Annotated in this window: 15 protein-coding genes; 5 read left to right on the top strand and 10 right to left on the bottom strand. The window is 67.0% G+C overall.

The genetic code is table 11. The features are described 5' to 3' along the window. The 4 genes from A0W70_RS16480 to A0W70_RS12855 form a co-directional block, all read left to right on the top strand. Window positions 1–160: adenosylhomocysteinase (locus A0W70_RS16480; RefSeq protein WP_139150865.1), on the top strand; the 160-nt coding region annotated here is incomplete at its 5' end. A 423-nt stretch (window positions 161–583) separates the two neighbouring features. Further along, on the top strand, window positions 584–1,465 hold the full coding sequence (gene metF, locus A0W70_RS12865; RefSeq protein WP_067563143.1) for a methylenetetrahydrofolate reductase [NAD(P)H]: 882 nt from the start codon (window positions 584–586) through the stop codon (window positions 1,463–1,465). Window positions 1,466–1,480: 15 nt separating this feature from the next. After that, window positions 1,481–5,188: a methionine synthase gene (metH, locus tag A0W70_RS12860; protein WP_217495445.1), complete on the top strand. Its 3,708-nt coding sequence runs from the start codon at window positions 1,481–1,483 to the stop codon at window positions 5,186–5,188. Between the two features lie 232 nt (window positions 5,189–5,420). Beyond that, the gene (locus tag A0W70_RS12855) at window positions 5,421–6,419 is read left to right on the top strand and encodes an adenosine kinase (RefSeq protein WP_067563136.1); all 999 of its coding nucleotides are present in this window, start codon (window positions 5,421–5,423) and stop codon (window positions 6,417–6,419) included. Here the strand turns inward: A0W70_RS12855 and A0W70_RS12850 are convergent, their stop codons facing one another. The 10 genes from A0W70_RS12850 to ccoN form a co-directional block, all read right to left on the bottom strand. Then, complete coding sequence (locus tag A0W70_RS12850) at window positions 6,420–8,009, bottom strand: bifunctional aminoglycoside phosphotransferase/ATP-binding protein (RefSeq protein ID WP_245675883.1); 1,590 nt, start codon at window positions 8,007–8,009, stop codon at window positions 6,420–6,422. After that, window positions 7,999–8,973: a lysylphosphatidylglycerol synthase domain-containing protein gene (locus A0W70_RS12845; protein ID WP_067563130.1), complete on the bottom strand. Its 975-nt coding sequence runs from the start codon at window positions 8,971–8,973 to the stop codon at window positions 7,999–8,001. The genes A0W70_RS12850 and A0W70_RS12845 overlap by 11 nt, the downstream gene beginning before the upstream one ends. A gap of 214 nt (window positions 8,974–9,187) precedes the next feature. Next, window positions 9,188–9,901 carry a sulfite exporter TauE/SafE family protein gene (locus A0W70_RS12840; protein WP_067563126.1) on the bottom strand — a complete coding sequence of 238 codons (714 nt, stop codon included), beginning with the start codon at window positions 9,899–9,901 and terminating at the stop codon, window positions 9,188–9,190. Further along, window positions 9,898–10,125, bottom strand: coding sequence for a cbb3-type cytochrome oxidase assembly protein CcoS (ccoS, locus tag A0W70_RS12835; RefSeq protein ID WP_067563123.1), 228 nt, complete (start codon window positions 10,123–10,125; stop codon window positions 9,898–9,900). Before ccoS ends, A0W70_RS12840 begins: the two co-directional genes overlap by 4 nt. Then, window positions 10,122–12,575: a heavy metal translocating P-type ATPase gene (locus tag A0W70_RS12830; RefSeq protein WP_067563121.1), complete on the bottom strand. Its 2,454-nt coding sequence runs from the start codon at window positions 12,573–12,575 to the stop codon at window positions 10,122–10,124. The genes ccoS and A0W70_RS12830 overlap by 4 nt, the downstream gene beginning before the upstream one ends. A gap of 79 nt (window positions 12,576–12,654) precedes the next feature. After that, the gene (locus A0W70_RS12825) at window positions 12,655–12,885 is read right to left on the bottom strand and encodes a hypothetical protein (RefSeq protein ID WP_067563118.1); all 231 of its coding nucleotides are present in this window, start codon (window positions 12,883–12,885) and stop codon (window positions 12,655–12,657) included. Beyond that, the gene (gene ccoP / locus A0W70_RS12820) at window positions 12,882–13,811 is read right to left on the bottom strand and encodes a cytochrome-c oxidase, cbb3-type subunit III (protein ID WP_067563115.1); all 930 of its coding nucleotides are present in this window, start codon (window positions 13,809–13,811) and stop codon (window positions 12,882–12,884) included. Before ccoP ends, A0W70_RS12825 begins: the two co-directional genes overlap by 4 nt. Continuing rightward, complete coding sequence (locus A0W70_RS12815) at window positions 13,808–14,014, bottom strand: cbb3-type cytochrome oxidase subunit 3 (protein ID WP_067563112.1); 207 nt, start codon at window positions 14,012–14,014, stop codon at window positions 13,808–13,810. The genes ccoP and A0W70_RS12815 overlap by 4 nt, the downstream gene beginning before the upstream one ends. Beyond that, window positions 14,011–14,676, bottom strand: a complete 666-nt coding sequence (ccoO, locus tag A0W70_RS12810; RefSeq protein WP_067563108.1) for a cytochrome-c oxidase, cbb3-type subunit II — start codon at window positions 14,674–14,676, stop codon at window positions 14,011–14,013. Before ccoO ends, A0W70_RS12815 begins: the two co-directional genes overlap by 4 nt. Window positions 14,677–14,802: 126 nt before the next feature. Next, window positions 14,803–16,263 carry a cytochrome-c oxidase, cbb3-type subunit I gene (gene ccoN, locus A0W70_RS12805; RefSeq protein WP_067563105.1) on the bottom strand — a complete coding sequence of 487 codons (1,461 nt, stop codon included), beginning with the start codon at window positions 16,261–16,263 and terminating at the stop codon, window positions 14,803–14,805. Window positions 16,264–16,714: 451 nt separating this feature from the next. Between ccoN and A0W70_RS12800 the strand changes: the two genes are divergently transcribed. Next, entirely contained in the window at window positions 16,715–17,962 is a 1,248-nt protein-coding gene (locus A0W70_RS12800) for an MFS transporter (RefSeq protein ID WP_067563102.1), read from the top strand. Window positions 17,963–17,994 lie beyond the last annotated feature (32 nt).

Raw genomic sequence — 17,994 nt, 5'->3', positions numbered from 1 at the left:
CAACCGGGTCTACGTCCTGCCCAAGCGCCTGGACGAGGAGGTGGCGAGCCTGCATCTCACCAAGATCGGTGCGAACCTCACGCGCCTCACCGACGAGCAGGCGGCCTACATCGGCGTCTCGCAGGACGGCCCGTTCAAGCCCGAGCACTACCGCTACTGATCCGGGCCGACCGGAGGCGGGGCCTGCGGGTCCCGTCTCCGGTCCATGGAACCACTGAATTCAAGAACCACGAATGAACACGAATGGACACGAATGGCTGCCGCAGGGGCCGGTAAGGTGATCGGAGCTATCGCTGATAGCCTGGTGATCCCGACGCCGGGATGAGAACCACGGATGAACACGGATGGACACAGATAAGGTCAAAACCTGCGTCGGAGCGAGATCAGGTTCTCGCGGTCAGCCATGCGGCGTCTTTGACTTTTATCCGTGTTCATCTGTGTCTATCTGTGGTTCATAACGAGACTTCATCCGCGCGGACACTTCAGCGAAGCTCCCGGGAGCCCGCCAGGCCCAGCGGCAGCATTCGTGTTCATTCGTGTTCATTCGTGGTTCAGAAATTTCGCTGAACCAGGTACGTTCAACATGAAAGTATCTTTCGAGTTCTTCCCGCCGCGCACGGAGGCTGCGGAGACGCGGCTCTGGGACGCGATTGTCGCCCTGGAGTCGATGCGCCCGGAATTCGTTTCCGTGACCTACGGCGCGGGTGGATCAACCCGCGAGCGGACCCATTCCACGGTTCGCCGCATCCTGCGGGAAACGGAACTGACACCCGCGGCGCATTTGACCTGTGTCGGCGCTTCGCGTGCCGATATCCAGCAGATCGCACGACGGTACTGGAAGAACGGCGTCCGTCGCCTGGTCGCCCTGAGAGGCGATCTGCCCGACGACGATCCAGGGCATGCGCTGCGCAGCGATGGTTACGGCTGCGCGGCCGAGTTGATCCCCGGGCTGCGGGAGGTCGGGCATTTCGATATCAGCGTTGCCGGTTATCCAGAGGTCCATCCCGATGCGACGTCACCCGATGCCGATATCGAATACCTCAAGCGCAAGGTCGATGCCGGTGCCAGCCGCGTGATCACGCAGTTCTGTTTCGACGACGACACGATCCTCCGCTTTCGTGATCGTGCGGTCGCGGCCGGGATCGATGTACCGATCGTGCCCGGCATCCTGCCCGTCGCCGATTTCCCGAAGGTGGCGCGGTTCAGCCGCAGCTGCGGGGCGACCGTGCCGGCCTGGCTCGAGCGGCTGTTCGCCAGTCTGGAACACGACCCGCGCGAGCAGGATATGGTCGCCGCGTCCGTGGCTTCGGACCAGTGCCGGGGCCTGATGGCCGAGGGCTTCGATCAGTTCCACTTCTACACCATGAACCGCGCGCCGCTGACGCGGGCCGTGTGCCGCATGATCGGCATCCTGCCCGACGAGCGCGCGCGTTCCGAACAGGCGAAGAGGAACCACGTCGCCTGAACGATGGGAGTATCCATGAATATCGACACACTGCATGAACGCCTGGCCGAGCGGATCGTCATTCTCGACGGCGGCATGGGCACGATGATCCAGCGCGAACCGCTGGAGGAGGCCGATTTCCGCGGCGAGCGTTTCGCCGATGGTTCCGGGGAGCTGTTCGGCAACAACGATCTGCTCAATCTGACCCGTCCGGATGTCATCGAGCGCCTGCACCGCGGTTATCTCGAGGCCGGGGCCGAACTGATCGAGACGAACACGTTCAACGCCAACCGGATCTCCCAGGCCGATTACGCCATGGAATCGGTCGTGGCGGAGATCAACGCCGAGGGTGCACGGATCGCGCGGCGCGCGGCCGATGCCGTCGCCGAAGAGACGGGCGAACCGCGCTGGGTCGTGGGCGTGCTGGGTCCGACCAATCGGACGGCCTCGCTGTCGCCGGACGTCAACGATCCGAGCAAGCGCAACGTGCGCTTCCCGGAACTCGTCGAGGTCTATCGCGAAGCCGCGGAGGCGCTGCTCGATGGCGGTGTCGATCTCATCATGGTCGAGACAATCTTCGACACCCTGAATGCAAAAGCCGCGCTCTACGCGCTCGACGATCTCTTCGAGGCGCGTGGTATCCGACTGCCGGTGATGATCTCCGCCACGATCACCGATGCCAGCGGCCGCACGCTCTCCGGGCAGACGGTCGAGGGTTTCTGGAACAGCGTTCGCCACGCGAAACCGTTCAGCGTCGGGCTCAACTGCGCGCTCGGTGCGGAACAGCTGCGCGAGTATGTGGAGGAGCTCGGCCGGGTCGCCGAGGTGCCGGTCAGCGCGCATCCGAATGCGGGTCTGCCGAACGAGCTCGGTGAATACGACCAGTCCCCCGAAGCGATGGGCAAGTTGATCACCGAGTGGGGCCGCGAAGGGCTGGTCAACATCATCGGCGGCTGTTGCGGTACGACGCCCGAGCACATTGGCGCGATCGCCGAGGCGGTGCGCGGTGTCGCGCCGCGTGAACCGGCGCAGCCGCCGCAGCGGCTGCGTCTGTCCGGGCTGGAGCCGCTGAACGTCGGGCCCGAGACGAATTTCGTCAACGTCGGTGAGCGCACCAACGTGACCGGCTCGGCGAAATTCCGGCGTCTGATCGAAGCCGAGGACTATGAGACGGCACTGGAAGTCGCGCGCCAGCAGGTCGAGGACGGCGCCCAGATCATCGACGTCAACATGGACGATGGCCTCCTGGATGGCGTCGCCTGCATACGCCATTTCCTCGATCTCGTCGCGACGGAACCCGATATCGCCCGCGTGCCGGTCATGGTCGACTCGTCGCGCTGGGAGATCCTGGAAGCGGGCCTCGAGTGCCTCCAGGGTCGCGCCATCGTGAACTCGCTGAGCCTGAAAGAGGGCGAAGACTCGTTCCTCGATCAGGCCCGCCGCGTGCGCCGCTACGGCGCGGCCGTGGTCGTCATGGCCTTCGATGAAGAGGGGCAGGCCGAGACCGTCGAGCAGCGCGTCGCGATCGCGAAACGCGCGGTTGCTCTGCTGACCGAGCGGGCCGGCTTCGCGCCTGACGATATCGTCATCGACGCGAACATCTTCGCCGTCGCGACCGGTATCGAGCAGCACAACGACTACGCCAATGCCTTCATCGAGGCGGTCCGCCGCATCAAGGAAGAACTGCCGGGCGTGCGGACCTCGGGCGGACTGTCGAACGTATCGTTCTCGTTCCGCGGCAATGAGCCGGTTCGCGAGGCCATGCATTCGGTATTCCTGTACCACGCCATCCAGGCCGGCCTCGACATGGCGATCGTCAACGCCGGTCAGCTGACGGTCTACGACGATATCCCGGAAGACCTGCGCGAACGCGTCGAGGATGTGATTCTCAATCGCCGCGACGATGCGACCGAGCGGCTGCTCGAGATCGCGGAGGACTACCGCGAGTCCGGCGAACGCCATGAGGTCCAGGCGGCATGGCGCGAGGAGGTAGTCGAGAAGCGCCTTGAGCACGCGCTCGTGCACGGCGTGGTCGATTACGTCGAGGAAGACGTCGAGGAAGCGCGCCAGCGCGCCGAGCGCCCACTGGATGTGATCGAAGGGCCGCTGATGGACGGCATGAACGTCGTCGGCGATCTGTTCGGCGCCGGCAAGATGTTCCTGCCCCAGGTCGTGAAGTCCGCGCGCGTGATGAAGAAGGCGGTCGCTTACCTGATCCCGTATATCGAGGCCGACAAGCGACCGGGGGACCGGGCCAAGGGTCATGTCGTGATGGCGACGGTGAAAGGCGACGTCCACGATATCGGCAAGAACATCGTCGGCGTCATCCTCCAATGCAACAACTTCGACGTCACCGACCTGGGCGTCATGGTGCCGGCGGATAAAATACTCGACACGGCCGTGGAGCAAGAGGCCGATATCGTCGGTCTCTCCGGCCTGATTACCCCCTCGCTCGACGAGATGGTGCGGGTGGCGAAGGAGATGCAGCGCCGCGGTATGGAACTGCCGCTGCTGATCGGCGGGGCGACCACCTCGCCGCTGCACACGGCGCTGCGGATATCGCCGGAATACGATCAGCCGGTTACCTACGTGAAGGACGCGTCACGCGCGGTGGGTGTCGTGAGCAAGCTGCTCAATCCGGACGTACGCGATGAATTCATCGCGCAGATCGCCAGTGACCAGGAGAAGCAGCGCGAGCGTCATGCCGGGCGCGGTGAACGCAAATCCTACATCGACCTCGAGACGGCCCGCGCCAACGCGTTCAGCTGGGACCCCGAGCAGCACCGCCCGCAGCAGCCGGCGCGCACGGGCGTCATCCCGGTGGCGGATGTCTCCGTGGCCGAGCTGCGCGAGTACATCGACTGGACACCCTTCCTGCACACCTGGCAGATCAAGGCGAGTTACCCGAAGGTGCTGGACGATCCGGACAAAGGCGAGGCGGCACGCAACCTGCTCGCCGACGCGGAGCGCATGCTGGATCGCATGGAAGCGGAGGGCTGGTTGCAGCCACGCGGTGTTGCAGGCATCTTCCCCGCCGGCGCCATGGGCGACGACGTCGCGATCTACGCCGATGAGCCGCGCCAGGCCATACGGATGCGGGTGCACTTCCTGCGTCAGCAGACCGAGCGGCCCCAGGGCAAGCCGAACCTCTGCCTGGCGGACTACGTGGCGCCGGCCGCTTCCGGGGTGCCGGACTGGATGGGGGCGTTCGCGGTCACCGCGGGCCGTGAGACCGCCAACCACGTCAAGCGTTTCGAAGAGGCCGGCGATGACTACAACGCGATTCTGGTCGAGGCGCTCGCGGACCGCCTCGCGGAGGCCTTCGCCGAGTATCTGCATCTGCGCGTGCGGCAAGAGTGGTGGGGCTACGACCCCGATGAATCGCTGGCGAACGAGGATCTGATCGCCGAGCGTTACCGGGGGATCCGACCGGCGCCGGGCTATCCCGCGTGTCCGGAGCACACGGAGAAGGCGTTGATCTGGCAGCTTCTCGACGTGGAGAGGCACACGGACATGCGCCTGACCGAGAGTTTCGCCATGGATCCCGGGGCTTCTGTCAGCGGCTTCTATATCGGCCATCCCGAGGCGCGTTACTTCGGTCTCGGCAGCATCCAGCGGGATCAGGTTCTCGACTATGCCGAACGCAAGGGCTGGTCGATCGAGGAGGCCGAGACCTGGCTGGCGCCGAATCTGGCGTACGACCCGGAGCAGGCGCCCGCCGAAGCGTTAAGCCGGGCGGGCTGACTCCGTGCCGCCGGTCAGGGCCACTCGTATTACATAGAGGCAGGGCGTTGAGGAGTGATGTAGGTCGGGCTTATAGCCCGACATTCGTAAGCCCCGGATCTGTCGGGCTATAAGCCCGACCTACAGGATTCCCGAAGATCAGGGGTTACCTGACGGGGCGAAAGACAATCAGAAATGCCGGCGCGGCCTCACGGTGGTGTCGGTATAAAACGAGGTGAAGCGAGGAACCGGAATGAGCAAATACGACGTCTACGGCATCGGCAACGCGCTGGTGGATATGGAGTACAGCCTGACGCCGGAGGATCTGCAGCGTCTCGGGATCGACAAGGGCGTGATGACGCTGGTGGACGTCGATCACCAGTCGGAGATGATGGTCTATCTGGATGAACATCACGTCCATCGCAGCGCCGGCGGTTCCGCCGCGAACACGGTCATCGCCCTGGCCCAGTTCGGTGGCCGCGGTTTCTACACCTGCAAGGTGGCCGATGACGATCTCGGCCGGCTGTATGCGGATGATCTGAAAGACAACGGCGTCGAGACCAACGCCCACGAGGTGGTGGAGCCCGGCTACACCGGACGCTGCATGGTACTGGTCACGCCGGATGCCGATCGCACGATGTGCACCTATCTCGGGATCACCGGGAGTCTCGGGAAGACGGAACTGGTGCCCGAGGCCATCCGCGAATCGGAGTATCTGTATCTCGAGGGCTATCTGGCGACTTCGGAGACGGCGCGCGAGGCGGTCGCCGAAGCCCGCCGGATCGCCGACGATGCCGGCGTCCGCACGGCCATCTCGCTATCGGATCCGAACATCGTCAGCCATTTCGGTGTCCAGCTCCGCGAGATGATCGGCGCGGGTGTCGATCTGCTGTTCGCGAACGAGGACGAGGCGAAAGAACTCACCGGCACGGAAACGGTCGAGGATGCGATCACCGCCCTCAAATCAAGCGCGCGTGAATTCGTCGTCACGCGCGGCCCGAAGGGCGCGGTCGTCTTCGATGGTGACAGGGAGTTCTCGGTGGACGGCCGTCAGGTCGACGCGATCGATACCGTCGGCGCGGGCGATATGTTCGCCGGGGCGTTCCTCTATGGCCGGACGCAGGGATGGAGTCATGAACGGGCGGCGCGGTTCGCGGTCAGCGCGTCCGCCGACATCATCACGACCTATGGTCCGCGCCTGACCCGGGATCGCGCGCTGGGTGTGCGCGACGCGATGGCCGGCGCCGCCTGATCACTGCCCCGCGACGCGGGCCCACAGCGCACTGGGCTCGCGTGGCGCTGTCGTATCCACGGTGACGATGCGGTCCGCTTCATCCGCCGTCACCGGTTCACGCAGATCGATCTGGTGCTCGAGTACCGCTTCGTCCGCCTCGGATGCATCATCGCGGCGCTGCGAGCGTGCCCGTACACGCTCCCGCAGGACCGCTTCCGGGGCGGTGACGTCCAGCACGACCCCGGGTACCCCGCGTCCACGCGCCAGGGCAAGAAACGGTTCGCGCTGGTCCCGCGTCAGGAAAGCCGCATCCACGACCACGGGCCAGCCCGCGTGCAGCAGCCGGCCCGCCTGTTCGAGGAGCCGTTCATAGGTGCGCCGCCCGGCTTCCGGCGTGTAAATCCCCGCCGCCATGCCGGAAGCACTGCTGTCGTCCGGTGAGAGGCCATACAGGCGTTTGCGCTCGACGTCCGAGCGCAGGCGGATCGCGTCGCCCGCTTCGATCAACTCGCCACTGACCCGGCTCTTGCCGGAACCGGACAGCCCGTGCATGAGGGCCAGCCAGGTGGGTCGCGGTGCCAGCATGCGCTCGGCGAGGTCGAGGTAGCCGGCGACCTCCGTCGCGGCCGCTTCCGCTTCTTCCGCCCGGGTCTGCAGGCCGCGCAGCCCCGCGACCTTGGCACGCACCATGGCCCGGTACACCCGATAGAAATCCAGCACCGCCACGCCGGTGTAATCGCCGCTCCACTCCAGATAGCGATTGAGGACATGCCGTGCGAGTTCCGGATGCCCGCGGTCGGCGGTATCCATAACCAGAAACGCGAGTTCATTGATCGTGTCGATCCAGTAAAAGGCCGGATTGAACTCGATACAGTCGAACGCGATCACGCGGTCCCGGTGCCAGACGAGATTGCCGAGATGGAGATCGCCGTGGCATTCACGGACGAAACCCTCGGCACGGCGCCGGACCAGCGTTGGCCGCAGCCGCTCGCCGGTCGTTTCGGTCCAGTCCGAAACCGCACGCAGACCCGCCCCCAGCCGCGGCGACCATTCCGGCTGCCGCTGCAGCAATGCCTCGAGCTGCCGGATATTCTCCCGTGCCGGGCCCATGACCGCCTCGGGCGTTCCCGGCGCCGACGCCGGATCGACCCGTGTGGCTTCGGCGTGGAACCGCGCGAGACGACGCGCGAAATCGCCCATCTCCGCCCGGGTCACCTGGCCGGCCGCGAGCCGGTGATCGAGTCGTGCGTCGCTGTCGAAACGCCGCATCCGCACGCCGAATTCGAACGCCTCGCCGGGCTCATGGCCATCTTCGTACAGCTGTGGACTGGCGGGGTCACCGCAGACGGCGATGACGGCCTCATAGATCTCTGCCGCGAGTGGCTGGTTGCGACGCAGTTCCTCCTGGCAGAAGAAGCGCCGGCGCTCCAGGGTGGTGAAATCGACAAAGCCGAAATCGACCGGTTTCTTGAACTTGTAGGCATGCGCCCCTGCGAGCAGCACCCAGGAGATATGCGTCTCCACCACCTCGACCTGATCCACGGGATGCGGATAAGGACCGGGATCAAGCAGTGCGCGGATCCACGCGGGATAGCACTCAGCCGACATACCGGTCCCCCTTGCCGGTGCCATCCAGCGCGCGGCCCGGGGCTACCGAGTGGCGCAGTTGCCAGAGTGCATTGCCGCCTTCGATGAGCCCGCCGACCATGGCCGGCAACAGGCGGTGCGAATAGGCGACCGTCGCCAGCAGCAGGGCCTCGGGGCGCTCGAGTCCATAGGCGAGATAGACCGTGACCGCGGCGACTTCTCCCAGGGTTACGCCGAACAGGTTGACCGGCACCAGCTGGAGCAACAGCGTTGCGGCGAGCGCCACGACGATCTCGGCAAAGGTGGCCGGTATGCCCAATGCCTGGCTCACGAACCAGATCGCCACCGCGACGAGCAGATGCGCCAACGCCGAGACGATCACTGCCGGGATCAGTGGTGCGACTCGATAGGCGCCCGTGCGTCGGGCGATGAGGCCGATGAACCAGATGGTGGCGCCAGCCGCCAGGAGCAGTAAGAGCCAGACCCATGCCGGGGCCGTCAGCCATTCGAGGCGGCTGTCCGGTGCAAGCCGGGTGAACGGCAGGGTGCCGAGTAACAGCAGGAAAATGCCCGCACCACCCGCCACGCGTTCCGCGGCGACAGCCGCCGTTACGTGCCAGGCCGCCGTGTCACGGGCCTGCAGGGAGATCTTCGCGACCTTGGAAAGGTCGTAGCCGACACCGGCCGGGAGGAAGAAGTAATAAAAAAGCGATGTCAGGTGGATACGCCACAGGCTCGCCCGCCGCAATCGGATCGAGAAGGCGTCGAGGATCCACGCCAGGCGGATCGCGAACAGGCCGTACCCGAGCATCGCGACCGCGAAGGAAGCGGTGACGGCGATGGCCGCCTCACGCAGCGCGACCAGTGGCAGTTCCTCGATCAGCAGGTAGAGCAGGGTGACCAGCCCCACCGGAGCGACGATGATCTGCGCGAGCAGGAGGAAACGCCGTACGCCGGGCTCGTTCAGCTTCGAGACGAGTTTCATGTCGTGCGCGTGGCGCCACGATGAAGCGGTGGGCCGGACCCTGGCCGCGTACGGTTTGGGCCATCCGTGTGTCCCGGTAGTGGTTGCAATCGCATGGTCCGCAGTCTCGCCAGATCGGGCGGGATTGTCCAACCGGCCGCACGAATCCGGCGGACGTTCGGCCGCGCTGTATCGGCGTGCGGCGATCTGGAGCGATACTCCGGTTGTCGCCGCTTCAGGGCATCACGTGCCCGCCACCCATCAGCATCACGATCGGTGCAAGGGCCGTCCACAGGCCGAGGCCGATCACCACCAGGCCGGCGATGCGGCGGAAGCGCGGGTGATGGGTGTACCGGCGGAACCGGCTGGCGAACGCGCCGGTCGCGATCATCGCCGGCGCCGTGCCGAGGCCGAACGCCGCCATCAGCCCGCCTGACTCGACCGGGTTGGCGGCGGCGAGAGCGGCGAACAGCATGCCGTAGACGAGCCCGCAGGGGAGCCAGCCCCAAAGGGCGCCGAGGCCGACCGCGGCCCAGGCCCCGCGGCGCGCCATCAGACCGCGGGCCAGCGGCGCGATCCGCCCCCAGAGTCTCAGGCCCACGCGCTCGATCGGTTGCAGCAGCCGCAGGCCGAAAGCCACCTGCAGACCGATCGCGATCAGTACCAGGCCGGTAATCGCGCGCAGGACGACGCCGGTGCCGGGTGCCTGCAGGCTGCCGCCCGCCAGCAGGCCGACGCTGCCAACGATGACCCCGGCGACCGTATAGCTGGCGATCCGGCCGCCGTTATACAGCAGTGCATACCCCAGGCTCCGCCAGGGCCCGGACCGTTCACCGGCCGTGCCCAGGCCGAGCGAGGCGACGATGCCGCCGCACATGCCCATGCAGTGCGCGCTGCCGGCGATACCGGCGATGAACGCGGCGCCGAGTGTGGTCGGATCCGGAGTCACCGGTGCTCGTCGTCGGGTTCGTCGGACGGTTGCCCGTTGGCCGCTGTGCCGGTCCGGGTCGTGTCGTGTTCGCGACGCCTGCGCTCGTCGGTATCCATCAGGATGCGGTAGGCCGGCGTCTCCAGATCATCGAACTGTCCACTGCGCACGGCCCAGAAGAAGACCGCGACCGCGAGCACGAGCAGGACGAGCGAGACGGGGATCAGGAGGTAGAGCACATTCATCCTTCCGCTCCAGCGGCGGCCGGCACGGTGCCGGTCGGCGGCTCTACGCGTCGCGGAGGTATGCGTCCGAGCCGCAGGGCGTTGCCGACCACCAGCAGCGAACTCGCCGACATGCCGATGGCCGCCATCCACGGTGGCACCATGCCGGTGGCGGCGAGCGGCAGGGCGAGCACGTTGTAACCCGCCGCCCAGGCGAGGTTCTGGCGGATGATCCGCAGCGTGCGCCGCGCGTGACCGATGCCGTCGGTCAGGTCGGCGAGGTGGCCGCGTGTGAGGACCATATCGGCACTGGTCTGGGCCAGCGCCGAGCCGCTGCCCATGGCGACCGCGACGTCGGCACCGGCCAGCACCGGGCCGTCGTTGACGCCGTCGCCGAGCATGATGACGCGATGTCCTGCCTGCTGCAGGGCCTGCAGGCGTGCGAGTTTGTCCGCCGGGGTCTGGCGCGCGGACCACTGGTCAATGCCGAGCTGTTGGGCCACGGCCGCGACCGGCCCGGGGCCGTCGCCGCTGACGATTTCGACACCGACGCCGAGTCGCTGCAGGGTCGCCACGGCATCAGCCGTTCCGGGGCGGACGCTGTCCGCCAGATGGAACCGGGCCAGCAGACCGTCGCTGTCGCCCAGCGCGACGACCGTCCCGTCGGCGCTGGTATCACCGCCGCCGCCGAGGCCCCCGACCCAGTCGGGTCGCCCGAGCCGCAGGTTCCGCCCGGCGACGAGGCCCTCGATGCCGCGCCCGCCTTCGGTGCGGATCCGACTGGCCTCGCGGCCATCGTGTGCGTGTGCGAAGGCGCGCGCGATGGGGTGGCTGGAGTGCGCCTCGAGCGCGGCCGCGAGTGCAAGTGCCTCGCCGGCGTCGATCCGGTCCATGGGCTCGATCCGCTCGATGGTGAGTTCGCCCCGGGTCAGCGTGCCGGTCTTGTCGAGGACGACGTGATCGGCGCGCGCCAGCGTCTCCAGGCCCCCGGTTCGGGCGACCAGCAGACCGCTGCGGGCCAGTCTCGAGGTGGCGGCGACCAGCGCCGTCGGCGTGGCCAGCGACAGGGCGCAGGGGCAGGTGACCACGAGTACCGCCAGGGTCACGGCGAAGGCCTCGTCCGGTGCGATTCGACTCCACGCGAACGCCGTGCCCGCGGCGGCCAGCAGGATGCCGCAGACGAACCAGCGCGCGACGCGGTCGGCCACACGCGCCAGCGCCGGCCGCTCCGCCTGGGCCCGGTCGAGCAGCCGCACGATGCCGGCCACGAGGGTGTCCCGACCGACGCGCGTGATCTCGATATCGATCGGCGCGTCATCGTTGATGCTGCCGCCGATGACCTCGCTGCCCGGGCCGCGGGTGACCGGCATGAACTCACCGGTCAGCAGGGATTCATCCAGACGGCTCTCGCCGGCCATCACGCGACCATCGGCCGGGACCGGGTCGCCGGCCGGTACGCGTACCCGATCGCCGACCGCGAGTTCGTGCACGGCGACCCGCTCGTCGCCGGCGGGGCTGATACGCAGCGCGGTCGCCGGCAGCATCCGGGCCAGCGCCCCGGTCTGTCGCGACGCCCGGTGGCGTGCCGTCATCTCGAAGAAGCGGGCGACGGTCAGGAAGAAGACGAACATCGTGACCGAGTCGAAATAGACCTCGCCGTCGCCGATGGTGGTGTTCCAGACACTCGCGGCGAAAGCGCCCCCGATCGCCAGCGCCACGGGTACGTCCATGCCCGGGCGGCCGGCCCGAAGATCCCGCCAGGCGCCACGGAAGAAGGGGGCGCCGGCATAGAGCACCACGGGGATGGCGATCAACAGGCTGACGCCGCGCAGCAGTTCGGTGATCCCGGGCTCCATGTCGGCCTGGATGGCGCCGGCATAGAGCGCGACCGCGTACATCATGACCTGCATCATGCCCAGACCGGCCACAGCCAGGCGCCGCAGGGCGGCACCGCGCTCGCGGGCGATCAGCGAGTCGCCGGCGTCTACCCCGAGCGGATGCGGCCGATAACCGGCCGCGGCGATCCGGCGCAGCAGCCGGGACAGGGCGACGCGGTCGGCTTGCCACCGTACCAGGGCGCGGCCGGTCGCTGGGTTGACCTCGATCGTCTCCAGCCCGGGCTCGCCGGCCAGTACGTGCTCGATCAGCCAGGCACACGCGGCACAGTACAGACCCTCCACCAGCACGACGGCCTCGCGGTGCTGATCGCCCAGCTCGCGTACGAACACCTTCTGGACGGCGTCGCGGTCAAACGCGGTCCATTCATCGGCGGTGGGCCCGCTCGGCGTGGGGGCGGGACCCGTGCGGTAACGGTAGAAATCGGCCAGGCCGGCGTCCGCGATCAGGCCGGCGACCGCCTCGCAACCGGGGCAGCATACCGGGTGATCGGCACCGTCGACATGGACGTAGCGGATGCCACGGCGCGGCAGGTCTTCGCCGCAGTGGAAACAGGTTGCCGTGACGGTGTTCATGCTCGAACGGGTGCGCCGGCCTATGGTGGAGAGGGGCGGCCCGGGCGTTGCCGGATGGCGTCAGCGCCGTGGGCGACCGTCATGGCTGCGGTTCGGGGCGATCCCGGCTACCGTCTTTCGACGCGTCCAGTGGTTCCATCTGGAATTTGCCACCGGGCGCGACATCGGCGAGCGCGTCGTCGGCGTGGCGCATCGATACCGCCACGGTCAGGACACAGCCGAGGATCGACCCGGTCAGCGCGAGAATACCGACCCAGAGCACCGGCACCTGGTACCAGCGAACCCCATCCGTTTCCCGCTCTTCGCTCATTCCGTATCGCTGCTCCCGCCGGTGTCCTGCGCCGGACCGCCCGCGCGGACCCAGGCGGTCAGTATCCGGATCTCTTCCTCGCGCAGACGCTCGGACCAGCCCGGCATGACGCCGCTGCGCCCGTCGCGGATGCTGGTAATGATGTCCTCCAGGCGCCCGCCATACAACCAGCTGTCGTCGGTCAGGTCGGGCGCGCCCATCGCGGTCTTGCCCTTGCCCTCGGGGCCGTGACAGGCCACGCACTGGGATGCATACAGTTCCTCGCCCTCGGCGACCAGGTCTTCGCGCGGCCAGTCGCGGCCGTTCATCTCGTAGACATACGCGGCGACCGCGCGGGTGCCGCGTTCGCCGAGCGCGCTCCCGAGCGCGGGCATCTGACCCTGGCGGCCCTTGGTCAGGCTGGTATGGATCGCCTCCACGCTGTCGCCGTACAGCCAGGCATCGTCGACCAGATTCGGCGCCCCGATGACCTGATTGCCGCCGGCGTTGGCGCCGTGGCAGGCCGCGCAGTTGTCTTCATAGAGCACCTGACCGGCGTGGATCACCTGCGGGTCGCGGGCGAGGGTGTCCACGGACTCGGTTCGCACGCGGTCAAACAACAGCGAGAGGCGCTCTTCGTTTTCGGCCATATGCCGTTGCACCCGCTCCTCGGAGGTCCACTCCTGCGTGCCTCCGAATGCCCCGAAACCGGGATAGCGGAAGAGGTAGACGGTGCCGAACACGATCACCACGAGCGAGAGCACGACCCACCACATCGGCAGGCGCCGCACGCCCTCGCGGATGGCGCCGTGGGCCCAGACGTGACCGGTGGTGCCATCCCGGTAGGTCGGAATGGGCACCCGGGTGCCATAGATCAGCAGGAACGTCACCAGAAGCCAGTTCAGCGTGACGAAGAAGATGATCCAGCCGCTCCAGAAGGCGCTCATCGCTGCTCTTCCCCGTGGTTGTTCGTGCGTTGTTCATCGCCCCGGCGCTCGCCGGGCGCGGTGTCGTTTTCGAGCGGGACGCGCGCCATCCGGCTGAACACGCGGTGGTGCCGGGGCAGCCAGGCCCAGATCCATACACCGACGAAAGCGACGATCAGCAGGATGATCACCACCCCGATGACGTGTCCCCAGATGTCGCTCATTGCCCGGCGTCCCCCGGGGCGGTGTCGGTGAGACGCTCGAGCGCTTCCTCGTCGACCTGCTGCCCGAGCCCCTGCAGGTAGGCGACCAGGGCGTCGAGTTCGGTCTTGCCTTCGAGCGCCTCCGGTGCCGACTCGATCTGCTCTTCCGTGTAGGGGTCGCCGACCAGGCGCAGCGCGCGCATGCGCGCAACGATTTCGTCCGCATCGATCGGTTCCCCCTTCAGCCACGGATAGGCCGGCATGTTCGAGTCCGGTACCAGTGCCTGCGGATCGAGCAGATGGGCGCGCTGCCATTCATCCGAGTATTTGCCGCCCACACGGGCGAGATCGGGCCCGGTGCGCTTGCTGCCCCACTGGAACGGACGGTCATAGGCGGACTCGCCCGCCAGCGAGTACGCGCCATAGCGCTGCACCTCGGCACGGATACGTCGGATCTGCTGCGAGTGGCAGCCATAGCAGCCTTCGCGGACGTAGATATCCCGGCCCGCGAGTTCGAGTGGTTCGTACGGTTCGACGCCGGGTGCCGGTTCCGTCGTGGTCGCCTGGTAGAACAGCGGCACGATCTCGGCGAGTCCACCCAGGGTCAGAGCGACGGCCAGCAGCACACCGAACAGGCCGAGGCGCTTCTCGATGGCTTCGAAATAACGATGGTGAAACTGCATGTCGGCATTCCCGGCTGTCAGGTCCCCGGTCGACGCGCGTCCGAGGGATCCGCGCGGTGACCGCTTTGCGATCACCGCGCACGTGGATAGTCAGTTCGATCGTGATTCGCGTTCGCGCACCGCGCTTTACCGGGCGGGCGATGCCGATATGCCGGCATCCGGTATGGGCTCCGGAATCGGCACCGGGATCGGCGAGATCAGTTTCGCGCGGGCGGCGGCGGCCGTGTGCCAGAGGTTCCAGGCCATCACTACCATGCCGCCCATGACCAACACGCCGCCGAGGAACCGCATGATGTAGAGCACATCGATGGTCCGGAAGATCTCCATGAAGCTGTAGACAAGCGTCCCGTCCTCGGCCGTGGCGAACCACATGGAGCCGGTCGCGACGCCGGAGACCCACATCGCGGTGACATAGATCAGCAGCCCCATCGTGTGCATCCAGAAGTGCAGGTTCATGGCCTTGACCGAATGCATGGGGCGGTCGAGCGCGCGCGGCGCCATCGCGTAGATCGACCCGATCGTGATCATCGCGACCCAGCCGATGGAGCCGGAGTGCACGTGCGCGATGGTCCAGTCGGTGTAATGGCTCAGGGCGTTGGCACTGCGGATCGCGAGCATCGAGCCTTCGAGCGTCGCGGCGGCATAGAACACCAGCGCGATCACCATGAACTTGGCGGCCGGGTCGACCCGGACCTTGTGCCAGGAACCGTTGAACGTGAGCAGGCCGTTGGCCGCGGAGCCCCAGCTCGGCATCAGCAGGATGACCGAGAACACGACGCCGACCGTCTGCACCCAGTCCGGCAGGGAGGTATAGATCAGATGGTGCGAACCGGCCCACATGTAGACCGAGATCAGCGCCCAGAAGTTCACGATCGAGAAGCGGTAGCTCCACAACGGTTGGCCGGCCTGGCGCGGCACGAAGTAGTACATCATGCCGAGGAAGCCGGCGGTCAGGAAAAACGCCACCGCGTTATGCCCGTACCACCACTGGACCATCGCATCGACGGCGCCCGAGTAGACCGGATAGGACTTGGTCAGCGAGACCGGGATCGCGATGTTGTTGACCACGTGCAGCAGGCCGACCGCGACGATGAAGGCCGCGTAGTACCAGTTGGCGACGTAGATGTGGCGGATGCGCCGCTTCGCGAGTGTGGCGAAGAAAACCACCCCGAAGGAAATCCAGACCACGGCGATGAGAATGTCGATCGGCCATTCGGGTTCGGCGTATTCCTTGCTCTGGGTGATGCCGAACGGCATCGTCGCCAGCGCCAGGAACACCGCGACCTGCCAGCCCCAGAAGGTGAAGGTGGCCAGACGGCCGAGGGCGAGACGCACGTGGCCCGTGCGTTGCACCACGTAGTAGCACGTGCCCATCAGCGCGGAGCCGCCGAAGGCGAAGATGATCGAAAACGTGTGGTTGGGCCGGATGCGGCTGAAGGTCAGCCAGGAGGTGTCGAAATTGAGCCAGGGCCAGGCCATCTGGGCCGCGATAAGGACGCCGATTGCGGTGCCGACGATGCCCCATACGGCCGCCGCCAGCAGAAACAGGCGGACGACATGGTCATTGTAGGTTTCTTGCTGTGCCATGCTTGCGGGTCCTGGCTGGAAAGCGATTGCCGGCTATTGTGCCGACGACAGGGCTGATACGACACATCGATCGGCTATTCCCCCGTCGATCGCGACCGGTTGTCAACGAAAGGCGGAACGTACCAGAGTCGAATCGCCGGCGACTTGATCAGGATCAAGTACAGGGGGGGCGGACTCTATTACGCGCCGGCGGAAATCACATGGGGATCGCGGCAGCCAGGCCGGCCTGCGACCGGCGGGAGCCAGCCGGCGGACATCGCTGGGCCGCGCCGCAGGGGCAGGCCGGCTGTTGCCTGTCGGCAAAAGCCGGCCTGCGAGTGAGCACTGGTGCAATTCGAGCCGGCCGGCGGGTTTTGCTGCCGCGGGGCCTCGCATATAGTAAGCCGCTCCCACTGACCCGGATGCCCGGCATGCTGCACATTGCCCGCGGGATCGCCCCGCCGAAGCATTCATGACGCCGGAGCGCCGCCGTATCTTCGCGTGGGCGTTCTACGACTGGGCCAATTCCGCCTACGCCACAGTGGTCATCGCCGGGTTCTTTCCCCTGTTCTTCCGTGATTACTGGGGCTCGGGGCTGGAGCAGGCGGAGCGCACCTTCTGGCTCGGTGCCGCCAATTCCGCCTCGAGCCTGCTGATCGTCCTGCTCGCGCCACTACTCGGCGCGGTGGCCGACCGCGCGGGCCTGCGGCGGCGTTTCCTGATCCGTTTTGCCCTGCTGGGCATCCTCGCCACCGCGACGCTGGCACTGATCGGTGCCGGACAATGGGGGTTCGCCGCCGGTGCCTTCGCCGTGGCGACGGTCGGGTTCATGGGCGCGAATGTTTTCTATGACGCGCTGATCACGGAGGTCGCGCCGCGGGGGGAGGGGGATCGCGTTTCGGCACTCGGATACGCGCTCGGCTATCTTGGCGGCGGGATCCTGTTCGCAGGCTGCGTGGCCCTCGTGCTGATGCCGGAGACGTTCGGGCTGGCCGACCGTGCGGCCGCCGTGCGGTTGTCGTTCCTGCTCACGGCGGTCTGGTGGGCCGTCTTCTCGATCCCGCTGCTGCGTACGGTCGGGGAGCGCGACGGCCCGCGGGTGCCGTTCGGTCAGGCCTTCGTCGAGGGGGCGGCTCAACTCCTGCAGACGCTGCGGGATATCCGCAAGCATCGCCAGGTCGCGCTGTTTCTGGGCGGCTATTTCCTCTATATCGACGGCGTCGACACGGTCGTGCGGATGGCGGTCGATTACGGGATGTCGATCGGTTTCGGCACCAACGACCTGATCGCCGCGCTGCTGCTGGTCCAGTTTATCGGCTTTCCGGCGACCCTGGTGTTCGGTCGCCTCGCCAGGCCACTGGGTGCGCGTGGCGGAATCCTGTTGGCCCTGGCGGCCTATGCCGGGGCGACGATCTGGGCGTCGACCATGAGCGCAACGTGGGAATTCTATGGCCTCGCGGTGACCATCGGCCTGGTTCAGGGTGGGGTCCAGGCCCTGTCGCGCTCGTTCTTTGCCCGCCTCGTCCCGGCCGACTGCGCCGCCGAATTCTTCGGCTTCTATAACATGATGGGGAAATTCGCCGCGGTAATCGGGCCGGTTCTGGTCGGCTGGGTCGGCTGGATGACCGGCGATCCGCGGATCGGGATCCTTTCGTTGCTGCTGCTGTTCGGCGGTGGTGCACTGCTGCTGATGCGGGTGCGCACGCCAGCGGACACATGATCGGCCCGTGCCCGTGGCGTGAGGCCTGTGGG

The sequence above is a fragment of the Halofilum ochraceum genome (assembly GCF_001614315.2).
GTDB lineage: Bacteria > Pseudomonadota > Gammaproteobacteria > XJ16 > Halofilaceae > Halofilum > Halofilum ochraceum.
Note: the sequence above shows the minus strand (reverse complement) of the source record. Positions and strands in the feature narration are given on the sequence as shown.